19 protein-coding genes and 2 tRNA genes are annotated in these 21,558 nt (G+C 58.4%); 16 read left to right on the plus strand and 5 right to left on the minus strand.

Annotation, left to right across the window (positions count from 1 at the left end; all coding sequences use genetic code 11):
- Positions 1 to 56: 56 nt before the first annotated feature.
- The 4 genes from RBT54_RS06370 (at position 57) to RBT54_RS06385 (ending at position 2,662) form a co-directional block, all read left to right on the plus strand.
- The gene (locus RBT54_RS06370; protein WP_320365290.1) at positions 57 to 1,292 is read left to right on the plus strand and encodes a benzoate/H(+) symporter BenE family transporter; all 1,236 of its coding nucleotides are present in this window, start codon (positions 57 to 59) and stop codon (positions 1,290 to 1,292) included.
- An 80-nt stretch (positions 1,293 to 1,372) separates the two neighbouring features.
- Positions 1,373 to 1,447, plus strand: a tRNA-Val gene (locus RBT54_RS06375).
- A 71-nt stretch (positions 1,448 to 1,518) separates the two neighbouring features.
- A tRNA-Val gene (locus RBT54_RS06380) sits at positions 1,519 to 1,593 on the plus strand.
- Between the two features lie 598 nt (positions 1,594 to 2,191).
- A complete protein-coding gene (locus RBT54_RS06385) occupies positions 2,192 to 2,662 on the plus strand; it encodes a hypothetical protein (protein ID WP_320365292.1) in 471 nt (156 codons plus the stop codon).
- 241 nt (positions 2,663 to 2,903) lie between these two features.
- Here RBT54_RS06385 and RBT54_RS06390 read toward each other — a convergent pair whose 3' ends face one another.
- Complete coding sequence (locus RBT54_RS06390; RefSeq protein ID WP_320365294.1) at positions 2,904 to 4,499, minus strand: 4-hydroxyphenylacetate 3-hydroxylase family protein; 1,596 nt, start codon at positions 4,497 to 4,499, stop codon at positions 2,904 to 2,906.
- A 74-nt stretch (positions 4,500 to 4,573) separates the two neighbouring features.
- On the opposite strand from RBT54_RS06390, the gene RBT54_RS06395 reads away from it, so the two are divergent.
- The 3 genes from RBT54_RS06395 to RBT54_RS06405 all read left to right on the plus strand — a co-directional run bounded on the left by RBT54_RS06395 (position 4,574) and on the right by RBT54_RS06405 (position 7,728).
- Complete coding sequence (locus RBT54_RS06395; protein WP_320365296.1) at positions 4,574 to 5,251, plus strand: TetR/AcrR family transcriptional regulator; 678 nt, start codon at positions 4,574 to 4,576, stop codon at positions 5,249 to 5,251.
- Between the two features lie 84 nt (positions 5,252 to 5,335).
- The gene (locus tag RBT54_RS06400; RefSeq protein WP_320365298.1) at positions 5,336 to 6,016 is read left to right on the plus strand and encodes a TetR/AcrR family transcriptional regulator; all 681 of its coding nucleotides are present in this window, start codon (positions 5,336 to 5,338) and stop codon (positions 6,014 to 6,016) included.
- On the plus strand, positions 6,013 to 7,728 hold the full coding sequence (locus RBT54_RS06405) for an acyl-CoA dehydrogenase family protein (protein WP_320365300.1): 1,716 nt from the start codon (positions 6,013 to 6,015) through the stop codon (positions 7,726 to 7,728). Before RBT54_RS06400 ends, RBT54_RS06405 begins: the two co-directional genes overlap by 4 nt.
- A 319-nt stretch (positions 7,729 to 8,047) precedes the next feature.
- Here the strand turns inward: RBT54_RS06405 and RBT54_RS06410 are convergent, their stop codons facing one another.
- Positions 8,048 to 8,788, minus strand: coding sequence for a helix-turn-helix transcriptional regulator (locus tag RBT54_RS06410; RefSeq protein ID WP_320365302.1), 741 nt, complete (start codon positions 8,786 to 8,788; stop codon positions 8,048 to 8,050).
- Between the two features lie 99 nt (positions 8,789 to 8,887).
- Here RBT54_RS06410 and RBT54_RS06415 point away from each other — a divergent pair, with 99 nt between their 5' ends.
- Positions 8,888 to 9,232 carry a hypothetical protein gene (locus RBT54_RS06415; protein WP_320365304.1) on the plus strand — a complete coding sequence of 115 codons (345 nt, stop codon included), beginning with the start codon at positions 8,888 to 8,890 and terminating at the stop codon, positions 9,230 to 9,232.
- A 1,481-nt stretch (positions 9,233 to 10,713) separates the two neighbouring features.
- Here the strand turns inward: RBT54_RS06415 and RBT54_RS06420 are convergent.
- Positions 10,714 to 10,839 (minus strand): hypothetical protein, encoded by a 126-nt coding sequence (locus RBT54_RS06420; RefSeq protein WP_320365306.1) that lies wholly within the window; start codon positions 10,837 to 10,839, stop codon positions 10,714 to 10,716.
- Between the two features lie 365 nt (positions 10,840 to 11,204).
- On the opposite strand from RBT54_RS06420, the gene RBT54_RS06425 reads away from it, so the two are divergent.
- From RBT54_RS06425 to RBT54_RS06460, 8 genes are all read left to right on the plus strand, one after another.
- Positions 11,205 to 12,614 (plus strand): hypothetical protein, encoded by a 1,410-nt coding sequence (locus tag RBT54_RS06425; protein ID WP_320365308.1) that lies wholly within the window; start codon positions 11,205 to 11,207, stop codon positions 12,612 to 12,614.
- A gap of 222 nt (positions 12,615 to 12,836) precedes the next feature.
- Positions 12,837 to 14,018 (plus strand): AAA family ATPase, encoded by a 1,182-nt coding sequence (locus RBT54_RS06430; RefSeq protein WP_320365310.1) that lies wholly within the window; start codon positions 12,837 to 12,839, stop codon positions 14,016 to 14,018.
- A gap of 154 nt (positions 14,019 to 14,172) precedes the next feature.
- On the plus strand, positions 14,173 to 14,853 hold the full coding sequence (locus RBT54_RS06435; protein WP_320365312.1) for a hypothetical protein: 681 nt from the start codon (positions 14,173 to 14,175) through the stop codon (positions 14,851 to 14,853).
- A 366-nt stretch (positions 14,854 to 15,219) separates the two neighbouring features.
- Entirely contained in the window at positions 15,220 to 15,486 is a 267-nt protein-coding gene (locus RBT54_RS06440) for a hypothetical protein (RefSeq protein WP_320365314.1), read from the plus strand.
- Between the two features lie 161 nt (positions 15,487 to 15,647).
- Entirely contained in the window at positions 15,648 to 16,040 is a 393-nt protein-coding gene (locus tag RBT54_RS06445) for a hypothetical protein (RefSeq protein ID WP_320365316.1), read from the plus strand.
- Positions 16,041 to 16,278: 238 nt separating this feature from the next.
- Positions 16,279 to 16,590, plus strand: a complete 312-nt coding sequence (locus RBT54_RS06450) for a hypothetical protein (RefSeq protein WP_320365318.1) — start codon at positions 16,279 to 16,281, stop codon at positions 16,588 to 16,590.
- 1,023 nt (positions 16,591 to 17,613) lie between these two features.
- On the plus strand, positions 17,614 to 18,411 hold the full coding sequence (locus RBT54_RS06455) for a hypothetical protein (RefSeq protein WP_320365320.1): 798 nt from the start codon (positions 17,614 to 17,616) through the stop codon (positions 18,409 to 18,411).
- Between the two features lie 545 nt (positions 18,412 to 18,956).
- The gene (locus RBT54_RS06460) at positions 18,957 to 19,382 is read left to right on the plus strand and encodes a hypothetical protein (protein WP_320365322.1); all 426 of its coding nucleotides are present in this window, start codon (positions 18,957 to 18,959) and stop codon (positions 19,380 to 19,382) included.
- A gap of 286 nt (positions 19,383 to 19,668) precedes the next feature.
- On the opposite strand, the gene RBT54_RS06465 is transcribed toward RBT54_RS06460, so the two are convergent.
- Positions 19,669 to 20,391 (minus strand): hypothetical protein, encoded by a 723-nt coding sequence (locus tag RBT54_RS06465; protein ID WP_320365323.1) that lies wholly within the window; start codon positions 20,389 to 20,391, stop codon positions 19,669 to 19,671.
- Between the two features lie 15 nt (positions 20,392 to 20,406).
- Positions 20,407 to 21,558 (minus strand): IS66 family transposase (gene tnpC / locus RBT54_RS06470; protein ID WP_320365326.1); only part of this gene is annotated, 1,152 nt, incomplete at its 5' end.

A 21,558-nucleotide genomic window follows, 5' to 3' on the forward strand; every position in this document is an offset into this window, starting at 1 on the left:
CAATAATTGAGCGCGGCATGACCGTGCCGCATCGAATCATCCACCGTGGCCTTTTCATGCTTGCAAACCTTGAACGTCCCACCGCCCAAGCTCCGGGGCTCGGGCGCATCTTTTCCGACTCGGGCCTGGGCTATTTCGCCAACGGTCTGATCGGATTCATCTTTTCGGCCACCGGGCCGGTCGCGATCATCCTCGCCGTGGGGACGCGGGGTGGGCTGTCGCAGGCCGAACTCGCGTCGTGGGTGTTTGGCGTGTTCTTTGTGAACGGCCTCATCACCATCGCGATGAGCTGGCGCTACCGCATGCCGCTCGGCTTTGCATGGACCATTCCGGGCACCGTCCTGGTCGGGCCTGCGCTCCAGCATCTGAGCTTTGCCGAGGTGATCGGCGCCTTCTACGCGACCAGTCTGCTGATCGTGATCATGGGCGCGAGCGGCTGGGTCAAGCGCTTCATGCAGGCGTTGCCGATGCCGATCGTCATGGGCATGGTGGCCGGCGTGTTTCTGCGCTTCGGGCTCGATCTGGTGCGCGCGCTGCACGAGGATGTCGCCATCGCTGCGCCCATGGTCATCGTGTTTCTGTTGCTGTCGGCTTACCCGGCAATCGGCAGGCGTATTCCGCCGGTGATCGGCGCTTTGCTCGTCGGTGCGCTGGCAATCGCAGTACTTGGCCGCGTCGATGCCGGTGCGCTGGGCCAGTTCACCTTTGCCCAGCCGGTGCTGCAGGCGCCGGTGTGGTCGGCAGGTGCGCTTTTCGAGCTGGTCGTGCCGCTTGCGATCACCGTGCTCGTGGTGCAGAACGGGCAGGGCGTGGCGGTGCTCAAGGCTGCGGGTCACGAGGCGCCGGTCAATACGATCGCGGTGGTGTCGGGCATCGGCGCGGCCTTCAGCGCTGCGGTGGGCGCGGTATGCAGTTGCCTGACGGGGCCTACCAACGCGCTGCTCACTTCATCCGGAGAGCGCGAGCGCCAGTACACCGCAGCGCTCGTCTTCGGGACTTTCGGCGTGCTGTTCGGCTTGATGGCGCCCACATTCACCGGTCTGATGCTGGCCGCACCCGAGGCCTTCATCATGGTGCTCGGCGGCCTGGCAATGTTGCGCGTCCTGCAGGGCGCATTCATCGCGTCCTTTGCCGGCAAGTTCACCCTGGGCGCGCTGGTGAGCATGCTCGTCACGGTCGCCGACATCGCGGTGCTCAACATTGGCGCGGCGTTCTGGGGGCTGGTCGCTGGTTTCGCGGTGTCGTGGATGATGGAAAAGCATGACTTCGTAACCCTCGCCAACCGCAATTGATCGATCTGGAACGAGCGGAGGCGGGAGCCGAGCTTGACGTTGCCCCCGCCGCCTTCTAGAATGCGCCCTCTTTTCCGGCGGGGCGGTTAGCTCAGCGGTAGAGCACTGCCTTCACACGGCAGGGGTCACTGGTTCGATCCCAGTACCGCCCACCAAGTAAATCAATGACTTGGCTCTCTCCGGAAAAGATCGTACGGAAAACATACGGAAACAGGTTTTCAGAACAGGGCGATTAACTCAGCGGTAGAGTGCCACCTTCACACGGTGGAAGTCACTGGTTCGATCCCAGTATCGCCCACCAGACAGCATGGAAAGCCGGCCAGCGTGCCGGCTTTTTTATTGTTCGTGCCGCCCACATCCCAGCAAGAAGAGGTTGGGTTTGGCCGCCAGCGCTCTGCGTTGTTGCATGGTCGCAACCAAAATCTCACGGTGAGCAACCGATCTCGATGCGCGCCGGCTTCCATCCCGGTCGCCTGCTGCCCGTGGGCATATCGACGAGCATTGCCTCACGAGATCTCCCTTCGATGTGCTTCGCTCCAGCGGGGCTCTATGTGCGTCGTTTGAAGACGGCTTGTCCGTCGGGGTGTGAGAATCCGTGCAGTCTCATTCGATGATCAAGAGCAGTGGCGCATTCTTGGTTCGGAGTCTGCCCAGAATGTCCACAATCGCTCGCTTGTTCGCTCTGGGGTGTTCAACCCAGCTGCGCGGCTGGCGGACCGTGTAGTTGTCGTTCCCTTCTTTCTTCATGCGTTGGCGCGCTGCGTGCCGCTTGCAGGGCCTCTTTCGTGAGTCTGAGGAGCCACGCCTCAGGGTGCTACGAGGTACGACCGGATGGCCCGATCGGGAGAGCTCTGGGATCTTGCTCTCGGAACCGATATGCTGGCCGGTGGAGCCTACAAATGAGTGTCGCCCGTCTGTTTCTTGATACCGAGTTCACGTCCTTCAACAACCCTCGGCTGATTTCGTTTGCGCTCGTTGCCGAAACCGGCGAGGCGCTGTACCTCGAGCGCTCAGAGGGCTGGACGATCGAAGACTGCTCAGGCTTTGTACGCGAGGCGGTCCTGCCGCTCCTGGGCCCTCTGGAGGGGCGAGCGACCGATTCTATGATCAGGTGGACCGTCAGATCCTGGATCCACGCTCTCGGCCGTCCCGCGATGATCTACACGGACAGCCTCTGGCACGACGAGCCAGCCTTCATGAGCCTTTTTACAAACCGAATGAACCTGTGGCCAGAGGCCCTCGATCAGCGGTTCCTGGAGTTCGATAGCCCTGCGGTCGAGCTCGCCTTCGAGTCGAAGGGGCTGCGGCGACATCATGCGCTCGATGACGCGATCGCATTGAAGACGGCGTACCTGCTCAAGACTGTATGACGGCGAACTCAAGGTAGTTGCTCGCCGTTCTGTCCCACGAGAAGGGTGCTGAAGTCCAGTCTATGCAGCCAATGTCGAAAGGCGCAGACGTGGTGCCTTCGTGCCCTCCTCACCAAAAGCTCTCGAGCGACCGATTGGCAGCGCGGGAAAAATCCCTGTCGCGGACTCGATTTCGTGATGGTGGCGACAAGAATGGTCGCTGCCGCCCATCGGCTTTCAAGCTTTGAAGCGGCAGCATCGATCACATGGGTTTGCTCACTTTCGGCAGATCGACCATGAAGGTCTGGCCCGGCTGACTGCACCCGGCGTCACAACAGCGCCCAGGCTGCTTGTTCTTGCTGATCGCCCGCGTGTCGTCAGCCAGCACGCCGCGATCCAGCAGACGCTCGACCAGCTCGACCTTGTTGCCGACCGGGTAGTGGCGCCAGATCTCCTGCTTCAGCGCAGTCGGCGAGCCGCCGCCGTGCAGGCTTATCAGCGAGTACCAGCCCCCCTGGTAGGAGGCGGTGAGATCCTCGATGAAGCGTGACACCTCGATCCGCTTGTCGTAGGGAACGCTCGGGTTGGCGCGCAGCACTTCGGCAAGCGTGGCAGCGGTCGCCGGGTTGTGGTCCTCGTCGGGGCCGGGCAAGGCGACGATCAGGCCGCCAGAGACTTCGTGCGCGAGCCGGTGCATGTCGTAGATCTGGGTCGAGAGCAGCAGCTTGCCGATGTTCGAATACACCGGCTCGGGCATGAAGCTTCTTGAGTGCGGGTCCTGCACCGCATAGACGCTCGCCGCCACGCCGCAGGCGTAGAAACCCTCGGTGATCTTGATCAACTCGACCATTGGGTCGCGCAGGTTGGCCTTCTTGTCCGGATCGAGGCCGTTCGCTTCGCACATCAGCGCTCCGGCGCCGATCAGCAGATCGCCGAAGCCGGCGCGCGCAGCGATGCAACTGTGGCGGTGGTGGGTCGCGTAGTTGTAGGTGACGTCCCCCGAGAACTCCCATTCCCCGGCGAGGAACACCCGCTCCCACGGCACGAAGACCTTGTCGAAGATCACCACGCCGGTCGATTGGCCATACTTGCGTGAGAAGAGCGGTGCGCCGTGCTCTGGCTTCTCGCCGGGACGTCCGGCCGGCCGGGCGACGATGGTCACCCCCGGCGCATCGACTGGCACGGCACAGCACAGCGCGAAATCCTTGTCGTCGGCGCGCATGTTTCGCGAAGGCATGACCAGGAACTCATGCACGTATGGTGCGCCGGTAACGATGGCCTTGGTGCCAGTGATCACGATGCCCTTGGTGTTGCGCTCAACCACATGAACATAGACGTCCTGGTTCAGCTGCTGGCTGGGGCGCTTGCTGCGGTCGCCCTTGGCGTCGGTCATCGCGATGCCCAGTGTCAGATCCTCATCCTGGACGCGCTGGAGATAGGAGGCGAACCTGGCGCGGTACTCCGTCGAACCCTTGGCGTCGTCCAGCTTGGCCATGGCCTGGCCGATGCCGTTGAGGGCGTCGTGCGCGAGGTAACGCTGCGCGCAGCCCGTCTCCTGGCACAGCACGCGGATCGCTTCGAGCTTGTTGAGCAAGTCGCCGGCCGATTCGTTAATGTGCAGCATCCGGTTGACCGTCTTGCCCGACACCGACTGCTTCGCGAGCATCAGCGGCGCCAGCGCCGGGTCGTGCGCGAAGTCGTAGGTGACCGCCAGGGCGTTGATCCCGGGTTGCAGAGAAGGCGCATCGGCGACGGACTCGATCCGTTGTCCATCGACATAGACGGTGGGTTTGTACTTTCTCAGGGACTCCCGATACTCCTGACCGTCCATCAAACCGCTGGTGAGCGTGGCTGACATGGCGACTCCTCTCTGGTGATGTGTTTTTCGAATTGAACAGTGTTCAATTCTGAGGTCAGTCTAGAATTGGCCTCATGCCCAAGTCAACGATTGCCCATAACGACGGGACCGGCGCCCGCACGACGTCAGGCGAACCGCGAGCGCGCCGCGAGCGCGCCCTCAACGAGGCGCGCCGCACACTCATCCTCGATGCCGCGCGGGCTGCGTTCTTCGAGTTGGGGCTCGATGGCGCGAGCCTGCGTGAGATCGCCAAACGGGCGGGCTATACCCCCGGCGCCATCTACAGCTACTTCGCCAATCTGGAAGAGATCTACGGCGCCCTGCTGGGCGAATCCCTGCAACGCCTGAACGCGGTCGTCGCTTCAGCCGACGCGAGCTCAGACGCGCCCGCTGACCTATTGCGGGCCAAGGCCCGCGCCTTCTACACGTTCTACCGCGACAACCCGAAGGAGCTTGACCTCGGCTTCTACCTGTTCAATGGGGTCAAGCCCCGGGGGCTGACGCCCGGGCTGAACCAGACGCTCAACGAACAGTTGATGGCGGCCCTGCGACCGGTCGAGCTTCAGCTCACGGCATTGGGCCTGCGTATCGACGAGGCCGTAGGCGAGACCACCGCCGTGTTCGCGCACATCGTCGGCGTGCTCGTGCTGAACAACACTGGACGGATCCGCCTCTTCAGGCAGAACCCGGACAGGCTCTTCGAGCGCTACATGGACGCACTCCTTGCGCGCCTCCCGGTATCACGCATCTGAGTACATGCGAACACCTTGCGAGGGGCTTGCACATCCAAAAGAACTGAACTACGGTTCACTAACTGAATTAAAGTTCATTTCATTGTGGCCTATCGCAAGACCGAACGCGTCGAGGCACGCCTCGCCGATAACCGCCAACGCATCCTGGACGCCGCCCGCCGACTGGTCTCCGAGGGAGGATGGAGCGAGGCGCAGATTAGCCACGTCGCCGCCGCCGCCGGCATCGCGACGGGCTCGGTTTACCGCTACTTCCCTTCCAAGGCGGACCTCTGTGTAGAGGTGCTGTCGGTGGTGTCCCAGCGCGAGGTCGATGTGCTGGAGGGCATCGTGAACAACCCCGAAGCGCCGTCCCAGACCCTCCATGTCGCGGTCTCAGCCTTCGTCGAGCGCGCGATGCGCAATCGGCGCCTGGCCTACGCCCTGATCGCCGAGCCCTGCGATCGCGAGATCGATGAGGCGCGACTGGTGTATCGCCACGCGATCAGCAAACAGATCATGCGCATCGTCAAGGCCGGCCAGGCCTCGGGTGACTTCCGTGCCGATTTGGACCCCAGCATCGCGGCGACGGTAATCGTGGGCGGTTTTATGGAAAGCCTCATCGGCCCCCTTTCACCGCTCAACGCCGATTTCGACCGCTCGGGCAGCGAAGGGCCGGCAGCCGTCCATGCACTCGCGGGCCAGATTGCCGACGTTTGCTGTGCGGCAGTCACGGCCTATCCCAACAAGATCGCTTCACTCGACACGAACCAGAGGAGACACGCATGAACGCCCCCATCCCCGCACAGAGCGTCCTCAAGACGAGCGCCGACCGCTACTCGACCCACGTCGTCAACAATCAGGCGGCGATGCCGACCGGCTTCAACGCTTTCGACGACGACACCGTGCTCAAGGCCGCCATCGAGCGCGAAGCACCGTGGGCGGCTTTCCGCTGCGCTGCCATTGGCCAGCTGGCGGGCGACGACGCGGTGCAGGAGCTCGCCCGCCAGGCCAACCGCAATGCCCCGGAGCTGAAGACTCACGACCGTTTCGGCAATCGCATCGATTGGGTCGAGCTCCACCCCGCCTGGCACGCGCTGATGTCGCTCGCCTGGAAGCACGAGGTGCCGACCCTGTCGTGGACGAGCACGGAGAAGCATCCGCACTATGCTCGCGCGGTGCTCTCCTACCTGTGGAACCAGGTAGAGCAGGGCACCGGCTGCCCGACCGGGATGGCCTACGCGTCCTACGCCGGCTTCAGTCACGAGCCGGCGCTGAAGATCTGGGCCGAAAAGTGTCTGGGCACGGTCTATGAGAACAGCCGCCGCGAAGTGGGCGACAAGCCTTCGGTGGTGATCGGGTATGCCATGACCGAAAAACAGGGCGGCTCGGATCTGCGTGAAACGCAAACCACGGCGGTGTTCTCACACACCGCCGACTATCACGGCGCTAACGCCCATTGGTACGCGTTGACCGGGCACAAGTGGTTCTGCTCAGTGCCGCAGTCCGACGGTTTCTTCACGCTGGCGAAGGTCAATGGGGGCGTCACCTGCTTTTTCCTGCCACGCACGCTGCCCGACGGCAGCCACAACCGCTTTTTCATCCAGCGCCTCAAGGACAAGGCCGGCAACCGTTCCAACGCCAGCAGCGAGGTGGAGTACAGCGGCACGCTAGCGATCCGCGTGGGTGAGGAAGGTGCCGGAATCCGCGAGATCATCTCCCACTCGCACCTCACCCGCCTGGATTTCGCCATCGGTTCGGCCGGCCTGATGCGCCAGATGCTGACGCTGGCACTGAACCACGCCACCACCCGCAATGGCTTCGGCTCCAGCCTGGCCAGGCGCCCCATGATGGCCAACGTGCTGGCCGACATGGCGGTGGAAGTCGAGGCCGCCACCCTGATGGCGCTGCGCATCGCCAAGGCGACCGACTACATCGACTCGAACCCGCAGGAAAAGGCTTTCGCCCGCGTCACCACGCCGATGGCGAAATACTTCAACTGCTCGCGCGCGGTGGCGATTGCCAACGAGGCCCTGCAGTGCCACGGCGGCAACGGCTTCGTCGAAGACGGCCCGATGGCCCGCCTGTACCGCGAAGCGCCGCTCAACAGCGTGTGGGAAGGCACGGCCAACATGATGTGCATGGACGTGCGCCGCGCGATCCGCAAGAATGCGAACTGCCGCGAAGCCCTGTTCGCTGAACTGGCCGACGTACGGAGGCAGGATGCGCGCTTCGATGCCTACGTGAATGCGATGGGGCCAGTGCTCGACGCCATGGTGGAGGATGAGTTCTTTGCCCGCCCGGCATCCGAAGCGATTGCCCGCTCGCTGCAAGGCGCCGAACTGTTGCGCCACTCGACGCCCGAGGTGATCGACGTTTTCATGAAGACCCGGCTCGGCGGTGGCGTCAATAGCTGGGGCGCCATGTTCGGCACGCTCGGTCCGGGCGTGACCCAGGCGCAGGCTGACATCATCGTCGAGCGCGCACGCGTCAAGCGCTGAGCTTCGTCCGTTCGGTCCGTTTCACTCGACGCCCCTCCATCTGCAAGGACGAGGGGACTCAAGCTAGTTCTGACTGAGCGCGCGCGCGGCAGGGCCTCGTGCTACCCAAGTACAAAAACGAAAGTCATGGAAACATCGCCGTTGCCGGCATCAGGGAGCACTCCGCGCCCGCCCGCGACCCGCCTCGCTCTAAAGGGGCTTCCTGACCAGCCTCCTCAAACCGAAGGGCTTGATGGCCTACTGCGCTATCAAGCCCTTCGGGGATGACGACACAGTGCAGCACGTGATAGACGAGTTCCCTTCCCACCCTGAAGGGCAATCAAACACGCACTTGAATGTTCCTGAGCGCATCGAGATCGCTCCAAATGTCGCTGGAAGATCCGGGAAGAAGCCGGGCAGATCGATTCGTCAGCGTACAGTCTGAAAAACGTATCAGCGGCACTCGCTGCCGCGCCTGATCTTCCCCAACGACAAACTCGGCCGCCCAACCATTGCTGGTCAACACGAAACGTTGCAGCGAGCAGGAAGCACTGTTGAGCACTTCGTCATCACCCTGCCACACCAGGATTGCCTCGAACTCGTTCACCAGTGCTCGCATCATCTTCGCCATTACGCCCGACTTGCCCTGACGCAGGTTCGGCAACTCGACGCCGATCTTCTTGTGAAACCCTTTCATGTTGAAGCTTTCCTCGCAAAGAGCATGCTTCAGCACCCTGCGCAGCGGGCCAACATAGGGCATCCAGCCTCCAGGATCGATCTTCGCGATGACATTCAATACGGTAAGCAGCGCATAGGCTTCTTCGCTATCGAGCCACATCCCCGGGACATTGAAACGCTCCGGGCGATAATGCAACGTTCTGCCCGCGCTTTTGGCGTACTTATATGCGTTCAGTTCGGCATCGTATTCGATTGGGGCGCCAAGCCTGTCGCGCATGAGCTCGATGTCGCGCATGACTGTCGCACGCGATACTTCGAAATCGGCCTTGAGTTGAGCCAGCGTAACGATTCCCGTTGATTTCAGAAGGAAGTGAATTCTGGCGATACGCTCCGCCTGGCTCATGGAATCCTCTCGTTGTCAATCTGCGCCAAAACAGGGTGTCGCACTCGGTGAGACACCACCCTCCGTATGATTGCGCCGTCTCCATTCCGATCGGCAGTCATGAAGGAAACCATACCCGTTTTCTACGATGCCCGGCAGGTGTCACAGCCGGCATCGTTTTCGCCCAGCGCGGCGAAGCCGCGCAGGGTGGTCGAGCGGTGGCAGACGATGCCATTTCCGATCAGCCTCGTTGCACCCCAGCCATTGACCGAGGCGCAACTCAGGCTGGCGCATGATGCTGAGTATGTCGAGGGAATTCTTGACTGCCGAATCGTCAACGGATTCGGCGGCAAGGATCCAGCGGTTGCAGCTTCCCTCTTCTGGACAACGGGTTCCATGCTATCCGCCGCGCGGTCCGCTGCCGTCCAGTTTCGACCGCTGGGAGCTGAAGGGAGTCTTTTATGAGTCTGTTGCGCATGTCGCAGCGAAGACTGGGCGTCTCCCGAAAGGCTTCTGCCTATGGGAATTGATGAATGATTACGGCAATACGGTCGCTCACTCTGCGGCATACGCGGGTCGGTTGCCTAAAGACTTCGATCGCTGGGAGCTGAGAGCCGCTGACCTGTCAACTGTCGCTCACGCAGCTGCGTTTGCTGGAAAGCTGCCCGAACGCTTCTCAGCCTGGCACCTACGAGACGGCTTCGGAGAAACAGTTGCTCGCCTGGCACTGCGTCATGGTCGCATGGGGAGTGAGTACGCCACGCGTTACGCCGCTTATCAAGCCGCAAGGCTTGCGGACGCCATCGAGGTGGACCGCCGGGATAAAAAATGGATGGTCGGCAAAGCGAGTAAGGCGGCTTGTATTTCCCCTTGCAAGTCCGCAATTGCGCGAGATAGCGGTTTCTAATATCACCTTAGATCTTCGAGCATGGATTCGCGTGCTTTTAGATGCCGTAGGGCTCAACCCCGCAAAACTCGATGTGATCCGAGAAAATATCGATCATCAGGAAGTTTTTCTTTCCAGCGAGGCATCTGGAAAGATCCTCAGGAGCCAAGGAGTACATGCATGGCTCCCCTTTATGAAGCGTTGAAAGCTGATGAAGGAGATCCATCCAGTTTGCTGATTGGCTTTGAAGTGGAAGAACTGCTGTTTGATCCTCGCAGCTGTGGGTACCATCAATAATGTAAACTGAGAAATCTGGTCGCTGGTCCCCGAGCGAGTTTACGTTTCTCGCGGGATTGATCACAAGCCAGACTCCCGGATCAGCCTGGTTTGAACGTGTGTCGGGAATTTTTGAAGCAGAGATTGTGCTGATTCGGGATCGGTGTAACAGCTTTAGAATGGTATCTGCGCTGAAAGAAATGGTATAGAAGGCCATAAAAAGTCAAAGGTGTGATTATGTGCATAGTATATTAATTTTATAGAAAATTGTCTTTTTTTATAGAATTATGACTTGTTTTTGAAAGGCGGCGGAGTAGGGGTAAAGCGTGCGCGTTGATGATCATGCAGGGGCTTCGCCACGAGCTCTTCAGAAGTCGGACTGTCTTTGATGAAAGCAGCAGGTCAGGGACTAACTTTCGTCTCTGAGGGACTGTAGTGATCGCGCTACCTCTTTCGCCAAGTTCGGGGGGGCGTGTTGAGCGTCGAGGCGCCCTGTCTTATCGTTACAAAGCGCGGCTGACGAGGTGCCTTAATCGTCGGCCCGTTGGAGCCTTGCTAATGACTACTCGTTTCACTCCTTGATTCGTTCATCCGCGTCGTGGCCCTCACCACAATGTCACCACGACTCGTTTGGTCCTCACGAACTGCTCTCCATCTGGCCATCTGTGGGACTTCTAAGTTGCGACTGCCGGAATTTTGGTGAATGGCAGGGAAGGCGTTTGGCTGGCCAATGAGGTTGTTGGCGTGTCTGTGAGGGGCGAAGAACAATCTCTGTTTGGGACCGTCACTGCTTTCCATCGAGCGATGAGGTGGATTCATGTCCGGTCGGGGCGTCGATGGTCGTGCAGCCGAGCACACGAATGATGAGCAGTGCAAGAGGGAAGTCGAGGTTCTCGGTGAGGCTTCCCATTTCTTGTCTACCGCAGGTGCTGAACTCGAGTCACTACAAATAGAGCTTGCGGTCCTTACGGCAGCAGTCGAGCGCCGTTCGGGGGCAGTCCTCGGTGAGAGCCGTCGCCAGATGGTCGGTCGTCGAGAGCTTTAGGAAACTTGGTCTGGCGGAGATTAAACTCCAGAATCTGTCTAGGTTTTAAAAAAGGCGTTAAAGGATTGAAAAAAGCCTTGCGTTATTTTTTATTATTATTTAGGATCTCTCCATTCTGTCGAGGAGGAGAGTTTGTTTTACATCGAAAGAAGGAATGTAGTCTTTAAGAAATTTGTTGTCGTCAGGGCTATCCATCCGCGCTCCGTCTGGCAGCGGGACGGGAGGCCATCATGAGCACGCGGCACGGTTTCTTGTCTGCGGATTTTATCGATCATCTTCGCGCAAACGTGCCTGGATACGCGAAGCTGAACCGACATCAGCAGTGGGCGTTGGCCGATATGGTGTGGTGTAGCGCTTCAAAGGGGCGTCGGCATTGCATTTTCGGGGATTCTCACAGGTTCCATTACGCGGAGCTTGAAAAGTGGTTCGGTCGAGCGGATTTCTCCCGAATCAACGAGCGGTTGCAGATCTTCGATCTAACAACAAACTGGCTTTATGAGGACGGTGCCACTGAGGGGTATCGATTGCTTCCTCATTTCCAGAACGTTCTGGATAGCTACCTCTTGGACCCGTTTTCGTCGCCATCCTACCTGGTTACAGGTTCACTTCGGGCGGTCAAAAAGCTCCGTGCGGCAGTTGCATCTACTGATATGCGTGGATCTAAGGCTACGGAATGGCCTTGCGGGAGTTCTCTGAGCTGCGTTCCGGTTCGGGTAGATATGCTCGAGGCCTTAAAAGCAGGTTTGAACGAAAAACTTCGTTCGTGTTGCGATGAGTGGTCAGGTAAATGCCGCGAGACAATTAGGCGGCTCCTCCTTTCGGTCGCCTGTGCAATCCGTCTCTCGACATCCCTGTCGACACGGCATGGTTCCATGCCGCATCTCTATGTCGAAGCCGAAAGCGGTCGTCTTTATACACGAGGACTGAGTCTTCAGAATGCCCCGAGAATTGTGAAACGGGCAGCCTTGGATGGGCACTGGGATTACGACTTTTCTCACTGTCACTTCACTATCTTTGCCCAGATGAGCGAGAGGAATGGCTACAGGACTGAAGCTATTCATGACTACCTCAGCAGAAAGGCAGAGCTCCAGCAGATCATTGCTCAACAAGCTTCAATCTCAGTCGAGCAGGCCAAGCAGTGTTTGATCGCAGTCATGTACGGAACATCTACAACGCTTTGCTACAAGAATGCGATTTCGAGGGAGATCGGGCAAGACGCCGCTGCGCGATTGTTTGCAGTACCGTTTTTCAAAGACTTGGTCAGAGACATCGGTAGGGGGTGCGAGATCATTTTGAATGACCCACCGCGTACAGCTAACTGGCGACTCCCTAATGCTATGGGGAAGGCCATTGAGTTCGATAAAAGCAAGCCGATGCGCGCGATTGCGCATCTTGTGCAGGGTGTTGAAGCTCTTGGCGTTAAGAGCGCACTTGAGCTCTACAGTGATGAGATCGTCCTTGTTCAGCATGACGGGTTTTCTGCACATACCCGCTTGGATGGACTGAAGATTGAAGAGCACGTAGAAAATAGGACTGGATACAGACTCGCGCTTGAAGAAAAGAAGATTGACTTCAGTGTCAGTGATCTCGATGGGCTGGTCGCGAGAATCCATCAGAATCAGGAACAAGGGGCTTGTTAAAGATGAATAAATGTATGATTTTTACAAGCCGAAAGAATTTTCTTGTTCGAGTAAATAGGTATCCTGCCTCTCCGGTGGCAGTTCGGTTGTCAACCTCCTTTTCGCCCTCCTTTCTCTCTCTCGTTCGCCCGGTTTGTAATTGCGATCCTCTTCGTCATGACTTCGATTTTCACTCACGTATTGAAGGCCCGATAGAGCAGTATTCTAATCGGAGCGTGGACAATGTTTGAGACCAGGGCAAGAGATGATGGGGGCTATGTCCCTACGAAGTTTTTCAACGAGCGTGGTCAATCGATCCTTCTTCCGCGAGAAGCGGCGCGGCGGATCGCCGAAGAGAAGGGCAAGGCGCGCCAGGCCGAGAAGAAGGAACTGGAGGACAAGGGGCGTCGGGGTACCGGGGATGTGGAAGCGGTTGGGGACGGGGAGGGCGCGCCGTTGCAAAGTGACGCCCTTACCGGGCCTATGCGTCAGATCTTCGACCTCGTCGCGTTTTCGGGCGTCATCGAGATGCGTGGCAAAAGTGATCGGGAGCGCCGCGAACAGCTACAAGGCTGGGAGAAGCTGATGCGCAGGCATCGGGGGCGCCGCGCTGTTCGCCAATTTCCCCAGCGCCTGGATTCGCTTCGGGAACGTTTTCCGAACTTCGTGCGTGTGGTAGATGCAATTGAGGCGCTCGTCGCTGTCAGTTCCGACCTTGAGCACGGACTGGTGGTAGAGCCGTTGTTGATGGTCGGCGCTCCAGGCGTCGGGAAAACGCTCTTTGTCGAGGCGCTGGCTGAGGCTGTTGGGGTCAACATGGCATCCATCCCGCTCGGTGCGGCGCAGGGCGGTTTTCAGGTTGTGGGAACCTCCACCCACTGGTCGAACAGTTCCCCGGGCCAGGTTTGGAAGCTTTTGGCCTCGGGCGACTTCGCAAACGGCGTGTTGCTGCTCGATGAGATCGACAAGATGAGCGGTGACTCGAGGTACAGCACGGAGAGCTCGCTGCTTGACCTCCTTGACCCCCGGACGGCCAAGCGTTTCGAAGACCAGGCCGTGGACATCGCCTTTGACGCATCTGCGTTGTGGAAGCTGGCTACGGCAAATGAGCTCGGGGCCCTGTCGAAGCCGATCAAGAGTCGGTTCGAGATCGTTGAGATCAAGCCGCCAACTGCTAGCGAGTTGGCCGAGATCTATCGGCGGCAATGGCTCGCCCATTGTGAAGGGCACCCGAGTGCGCCGGAACTGAGTCGGGCGGTCTTGGAGAAGATGGCTAGTGAGCGGATTTCGCCGCGTGAGGCCAGCCGGCGCTTGCGTTTTACCCTCGGGGCGGCGATCCGGGATGGACTTGGCCGTGTAGATGCTCTTTTCGAGATCGCCGGAGGATCGAAGAAGGGCGCGAGGATCGGGTTTGTGACCGAGTAGTTGCTCGACCGGCAAGCTGTCGGCTCAAAAATGGCGGCAGCTTTATCGATGCCCTTGAAAAAGATTATTCTGGGGCTCTACCTATTGAATCGAAAAATCAAGGGGTTTTCCAGAATTAACGGTGCGATGATCAATGCTACCTTGGGACACTCCGATGCAGAAGATTACTGAAGGCGATCTTGTCGAGAAGTTTCCTCTGATCTTTCAGGATCGCTATGCATCAGTAAGAGATAGCTGCATGGCGTTCGGCATCGAGTGTGGCCCCGGTTGGTATCCGATCCTCGATGTCTTGTTTGAGAAAATCACTCAATACTGCGAAGGGGTTCTATTTCCATCACCGAAGGCGGTTCAGATCAAAGAGAAATTTGGCAACCTCCGGGTCTACATGGACGTCACGACGCCCTACATTGATGGGTTGATCTGGATGGCTGAGAGCATTACTGACTCGACCTGTGAGGTTTGCGGCGGGCCGGCAAGGCTGATGGGTTTCGAAGCGGGCTGTCTGGAGGTCCGTTGTCCGGACCACAGCCGTATCAAGGCTGGGGCTGCTGGCTCGAGGAATGCGGTGGGCAGCGTTACAAAGACGATCAAGGATCGCCCGCCCTACGAGCGCCGCGTTCCGGCATATACGAAGGATGGAGAGTCGATCACCCTTTTGGACGTCTTGAACGTTGCGCTCATCAGCTACTGCGAGTCGAGAAAGGGCGCGGACGTTAAGGTCAAAGAGGTCCGGATTGAAGATGGCAGCATGCTCTTCGATGCGGAGGGCGTCGATGAAGAGACGCAGGGGATCATGGACATGGCCGCAGCCTTCTGGAGGAGGACGAGCGCTTGAACGATCTCATTCAAGATGACCTGCTCGCCCGGCATCCGGAGTCCTCGCCAGCCTGGCCGACGGCATCCAGTGCGACGATGGTTGGCTGGATCTACTCGATGCCCTGTTCGATGAGATCACCAGGCACTGCATGAGCGTAGGGATCCCCCTTCCAAGAGCCCGCCAGGTGAAGGAGAAAACGGCTCTCTCCGTTGCTACCTCGCTTCGAAGGACGATTTCATCGACGGCTTGGTTCAGATGGCTGAGGAGATCTCGGGGAGGATCTGCGAGGTATGCGGGGAGGCAGGGTTGATGGACGTACAGGACAACACGGTTCAGGTGCGGTGCCTTCGCCACGGAGGTCGGACTGAGGCCGAGCGCAATCGCATGACGACGATCTGGCGCTTCGATTCCACCAGGCCAGCCTCGGTAGAGCGAAGGGTGCCTGGAACGACGGAGGAGGGGGCCGAGCTTTGGATCCTCGATCTGTTGAACGAAGTTGCGGATGACTTCTGCGTGAAGCAGGCGACTGAATTTCGTGTGAACGCGGTCCGTGGGTTTGACGGCCTGCAGTTCGATGCAGCGAATGCCGACCAGAGGCTTGAGGGGATGATGGCGATGACCTCGGCGTTCTGGAAGAGGCCGTCGTCGTGAAGATCTCCGTGCTGTTCCTGGAGTCTGTCGGTCGTGTGCACGCTGACACCGCAGAAACGATTGAGATGAGGCGTCGTACGCAGCGGATACCGAAGGTCTTGGGTTGCAGAGGTGTTGCTGGTTCGACAACAGCAATCGACTTCTAGCTGGGAGGGCGACTGGTGACCTATAACGAAGCGCTGCTTCATCTGACCGCGCGGACTCTTCCGCGTGACTTCTCAGACTGGGGACTGCGGGACGCGCAGGGGAGCCCGCTTGCCCATTTTGCAGCCATGCATGGATTGCTGCCGGCAGGGTTCGAGCAATGGGATCTCGCGAATGAGTTCGGAGTCACGACGCTTCGCGTGCTTCTCGGTGTCGGCGCAGATGTTCCGGATGGGTTCGAAGACTGGGCGAGGCTCGTCGACGGAGAGCGCACCGTTATTGAGGTGGCCCGTGCGCTTGGAAATCGGCGACTCGTTGCGAAATTCGAGGCCTGGAAACTGGCTCACAATATCGCCAAAGACACCTCCAGCCTGCCGTCTCGCCCGTTGATCACTCGGGATGCCGTGTGAGCTGGGCTGACTGTTCATCGTCAATGACCGCAGCACCTGCAGTCAGGCCTATTTTCGCCGGCCGATCTGAGCAAAACCTATTCTCCACGTGGGTAGCGCTCACCACAAGGAAAGGACGGCCGGCCTCAGATCGCCTGCGGTAGGTTGGTTTACTTGAGATGAAAGGTGAGAGCGACTTTCGGCCCCACCTGTCGCATACGAGGAGAAAATTGTGGTCAAGGCCGTAAGAGCTCTTCGGATGGACGACCTGCTGGCCGGCATGATCCGACCGGCCCGCTTTCCCGAACTCCACTTCATCATGTGGGACCAGCGCGATACTCCGATGATCACGCCCGAACTAGCGCAGGCGCTGTATCGCGACCGATGGAGCTACGTGCACGAACATCGGATGCTGCCCAACGAGGCTGCACTCGTCGATCACCTTAAGCGGAAGTTCGGGGCGATCCGAGAACAGCGCAACTGGCGCCGAGCTCGTGGCGCCTGGGTGCCCGGAAAGCCGATTTTCTGCCGAGGCCCTCAGGGGAAAACTCGAGGATATCCGTCAGCGTGAAGCCGGGGTTTGTGATGACCGTCAGCCGCATCAGCACCTCAGTGATCGCATGGGTTTCGATGGTTGAGATCGGGCTTTCTTGGATCCAGACGTCCACACGGCAGAAAAATGCATCGCCGAGGTGTGGTGAGGACGGCTTGCGGTTGGGCAGAGATGCGGATGGGCTCATCGGCGCCGTCCATGGGCAGGTGTGCTCAGCAAACTAGGCTGCCTTGAACTCCTCCTGCGCAATGGGCTCCTGTTGGGCTAAGTGCAGGAGATCGCCAACTTGCTCGACTTGGCCGTGATGGCCAGCCTGCCGAGTTCGGCCTCTATCCCATCCCCCTTAAAATTGGTCGTGCCAGGGGCATCGGCCGTCTTATCTGCCTTCTGGTAGAGCTGAAGCGGGATTTGCACGAACAGCCAAGTCTTTACTTGTCCGAGTCTGCCTGCTCGTAGTTTCCGAGATCCTGGGCTCCGATGACCTATGTCACAGCTTAGGGCCGGGTATCAGGGTTAAGCTGCGTTCTCCGCGAATAGATGGGGCATGTTGTCACCCTCCGCGCCTCACCGGGGTCCATCACGACCTCGATAGAAAAACTTCAAGTGGCCCGTGAAGATGGTGAGCCCGACCGCCAAAAAATAGCGATGCATAGTCAAACTTGATGGGCGCGCAGAAGGTCGAGCCCGTCGGTACAGCGTTCCGCTCACAACTTCGCCAGAGAGATCCGTAGGATCGTCGGAGCCGCGTTTGGAGAAGGGGTGTTTAGCTCAGTATCTTGGCTTGCATTCTTAGTTTGGCGCTTTCTACTAGATCGAAATTCTATGTGCCGCTCAGAAGTGGGCTCTCATTCATTTAGGTAGATTTTCTGCTGTGTGCGAGTTAATCAGGAAATAACGGCTTTATGTAATGAGTGGATTGCGCTTAAATTAATATTATATTTAGGTTGTTCATAAAAGGTGACTAAAATACTTTTAGTAAAAAATATAAAAGTTTTTGCTTTGTATGTGTGTCTTATCGGTGTTTTATAGGGAATATGAGTTATGGTTAAGACAAAATATCAGCGTTTAAAGATGGCAGCAGAGCGCTTAGGTGTCGATCCGGATACATTGCTTATCCTTGCCGCAGAGGGTAGTCTGCAACTTTATACATTGCTAAACGATTGGCGTTATGTAACAGCCCAAAAAAGTACAGCTGATGCAAACAAGCCGGGAGAGATGTTTGTTGAGGTTTTATCACCATTTCCTGAAAAAAGGTACTTTACATTTATTCGGCTTGGTGCTGCAGATGTTGCTCAACTGCTTAAGCAAGATGACGCCTATTGGGCTGGCGGAATTTGTGTCGATCCGGATGAGAAGGGGGTGTTTTGGGAAACGACTCATCCGACACGTGAATTCCAGGAATTCATGTCATTTAATGGGAAAAATGGTTTGACTTGGAGGAAGCTCGGTGCCGAAGAGGGGGTTTCTGAAACGTATCAAGAGGGGGAAGACGGTTTCGTAGAGGATTATGAGCCTAGTGTGTTAATTTTCAGGCGCGGGGACTTGTTTGTAAAATTCGATGATATCGAAAAGCTATTAAATAATATTCCAGTTGTAATTTCTGTTCCTGATAAAAGCCCGGTCAAGCAAACGCCGCAAAGCAAAGGCGGTGAAAAGAAGAAGCTCACAAGCGCGTACACGGTGGTAGAGGGTTTAAAGAAAGAGATTGAGGAGTTGAGAGGAAAGCCTGTTGATTTAACCTTCTTGCATAATGTTATGATAAGTCATCATTTGGATATATCTTACGGGACAGTGACCAGTGTGATAAAATACGCGGCTAAAGAGGCTGAGCGGTTATAAGATAATAAATGGGATGGTCAGAATATAAGAGCAGATTTTGTATATTCGATTTATTGTTTTATTGAGTGGGTTTGCAAGGATTCTTGCACTACTTTCTGGTAATCCAGTTGATCGAATACGGCGACTATGATCTTCGTGTGATTGAAGGCGATGAGCTGCGCTCAGAGTTCTCATTGGAGGGCTGTGTTAGCGTGCGTGTGAATTAGCGCATCGATTCGCCCAGGGTATGGCGTTACGAAGTAATTTCTTAGAGGGCGTTGGTGAGCCGAATGATGAGGCGGGAGTATAGCGTACCGGAGGAAGTCAGAGGCTTGAGCGATTGTACTGGAGAGCGCACGATTTTCTGGTGGAGCAAGTTATGGCTCAACCCAAGCGCCAAAAAATAGACTTTCCCGCTGATGAAGGCATTACTCGAGACGTCTGAGGGATGAAATATCAAGTCAGTGATTTGTAAATCTCATTTCACAACTCAGAGACTTGTATAACGGACTTCTCTATAGTTTGCTCCGTCACGCAATCACGTGTGACTTTATTGGAGCTTGAACATGAATCAAAAGACTGCTCAGAATGACCTCGTTGCAGAGGGTGTTGCGCTTGAAAAGAAGGTGGTCCACATCGGTGCATCAGCGGACGACGAGATGGAGTTGTTTGTGGTCGAAGTTGATAATGCACCTGACCTTCGGTTTTTCGGGAAAATCCGTGCGAAGGTCAGGAGTTATTCTGATAGGGCAAGGGTTGGTGAGTACAGTGGCCAAGTTGGACGCCATTCAGAGCTTTCTCTTTACGAAACGGCTGCGGTTAATTTCGTGTGTCAGCGGGTGGATAGGACCTGTTGGCAGGGCGAAAGCGATAGCTACGATGGTAAGGTTTGCGACACTGTTGAGCAAGTGAAGGAGTATTTCGGTTATGGGTGGCTTGCCAAAGAGTTGTATCGGGATGCTGGTATTGATGTCGCATTGACTGTGGATTAATAGCCAGAGCTGGAACACCGTTCTTGGTATCGCGCCCCTTGTGGGCGCTTTTTATTTTATGTCTGGGAATAGAAAGTACACGGGGGTGAGGAGGGTGCCTTTCCGCCAGTGATGGCTCCACAATGGCGTGGGATATCCGTCTGATCGTTGAGGAGGTTTGCGTCAGGTACCACGAAGATCGGGGCAGTCCTGAGCGCCAATCGGTGTTTGCGGAGTAGGCACGATGCAGTCGAGGGCGGTCATGTCGATCGCTGGGCAGGGGGGGGCGGAGAGGGGCACGAAACGGCTAGCCCGAGTGCTGTGCGTTGACAGTACGCACGAGAGTGCAACCGTCTCTGAGTTCGAGTGGGCGATGGCTTGACGACATCCGCAGTGCGCTACGTCCTGAGTATTTGGGAGCGTCGAGCGAATCGAGGATGCCGGAGAGGCGCAACTGCTTGAGCTGCGGTGCCAGTTGGGTGGCAGTGTTCATGGGGTGTGGCTCCTTGGATGAAGTGGGCGCGTTGTGCGCCCGGGTCAGTGAAACGTGGGACCGTCGTCTTCGAACAGCGACGCGGTGGCGCGCGCGAAGCGGGCCCGGCCCGCATAGGGCTCGGGGGTGATCGTGCTCACCTGCGAGGATGGTCTTGACGGAGCGGTAGTGCGGGCTGTCGTGGGTGATGGCCCGCTCGCAGGCCGCCTCGAGGCGTGCGGCGCCGTACTGGCCCTTGAGCGCGAGAACGCCCTGAGCAGCCCGCAGGCGCTCGCTGATGCGGTCTGAGAGCAGCTGCCCGATCAGCTGCACGCAGGCGTCTCCGATCTCACGGGCCTGCTGCAGACACCAGCTGCGGTCGTGCGCGAAGAAGCGCTGGGCGGCCGGCGGCAGATGATCCGAGACGGTGCGCCGCTCGCCGGGGCGCCGTGCGCGGGCATGCGTGGCGACCGGCTTGAAGTCGTGATAGACGGTGACCACGGCGTCGGTGGCCCGCAGCCACAATGCCTTGCCCACCAGCGCAAAGTAAGCGCTCACCCAGCGGCGTCGTTGCTACGCAGCGCGCCTTGAGATATCCGAGCGCAACGGCGCGTTCCCGCAGTGCTGCTTCCACAGCCTGGGCGTGAGCTGTGCGACATCGGCGGCCGGATGTTGGCCGACGCGCTGCAGTACGTCGACAAGATAGTCGTACGGATCGAGCTCATGCAGCCGACAGGTCGCAATCAGGCTCTGGACGACGCCGACATGCTGGGCGCCGAGCTCGGTCCAGCTGAACATCCAATTTTTTCGACCCAGCGGAATTGGCCGTAGCGCCCGTTCGAGATGGTTGGTATCGATCGGCACATCCGGGTCGGCCAGGAACACTTCCAGTGCCGCCCGTCGCTTGTGCGCGTAGATCAGCGCCTTGGTCAGCGGGCTGCTGGGCAGCAGTCCTTGCGCCTCCAGGCGTTCCTGTACCCACGTGAAGAAGGCCGCCACGATCGGCCGCGCGTGATCGAGCCGGTACTCGCGCTTGGCCTCGCCCTTGAGCTTGTCGTCGCGGATCTTCGCTTCGACCGCGTAGAGCGCACCGATGAACTCGAGCGCCTTGGCCGCCAGTTCGGGCTCGGCCGCTTCGGCGTTGATGAATTCGCGCCGGCAGTGCGTCCAGCACTGCGCGTGCGTGAGCCCGGTCTTGCTCGCGTAGGTCTCGTAGGCGCCATAGCCGTCCGAGACCAAGACCCCGCCGTCGACCGGTTTGAGCCCGAGCACCTTCTCGACGTTGCTGTGCGCGCGGCTCTCGAAGAACGGGAAGCAGATCTCGGGCAACTCGCCATAGACCGGCCAGAAGTAGCAGGCCTTCATCTTGCCCGGGCCGGCACGGCCGGCCTTGATCGGCGTCTCGTCCATGGCCTTGACGCGGCTGGCGCGGATCGATGCGAGCTGCGCCTCGTAGATCGGCACGAGCAAGGCTGCGGCCTGCGCAGCCAGTTGCGTGAGCCAGGCCCGGCTGACCGTGATGCCGGCGTCCGCCAGGCGCTGATGCTGGCGGTAGAGCGGCAGGTGCCAGGCGAACTTGTCGAGCAGCAGACCGACCAGGAAGCTCACGTCGGCGCGGCTACCGTCGATCACCCCGGCGGGGGCCGCCGGGCAGTGGATCGTCTGCGTGTCGCGGCGCTTGATGACCGGGCGCACGTACTTGAGGATCACGTAGCTGCCCGGGCG

The organism is Thauera sp. (assembly GCF_034003485.1).
Taxonomy (GTDB): domain Bacteria; phylum Pseudomonadota; class Gammaproteobacteria; order Burkholderiales; family Rhodocyclaceae; genus Thauera.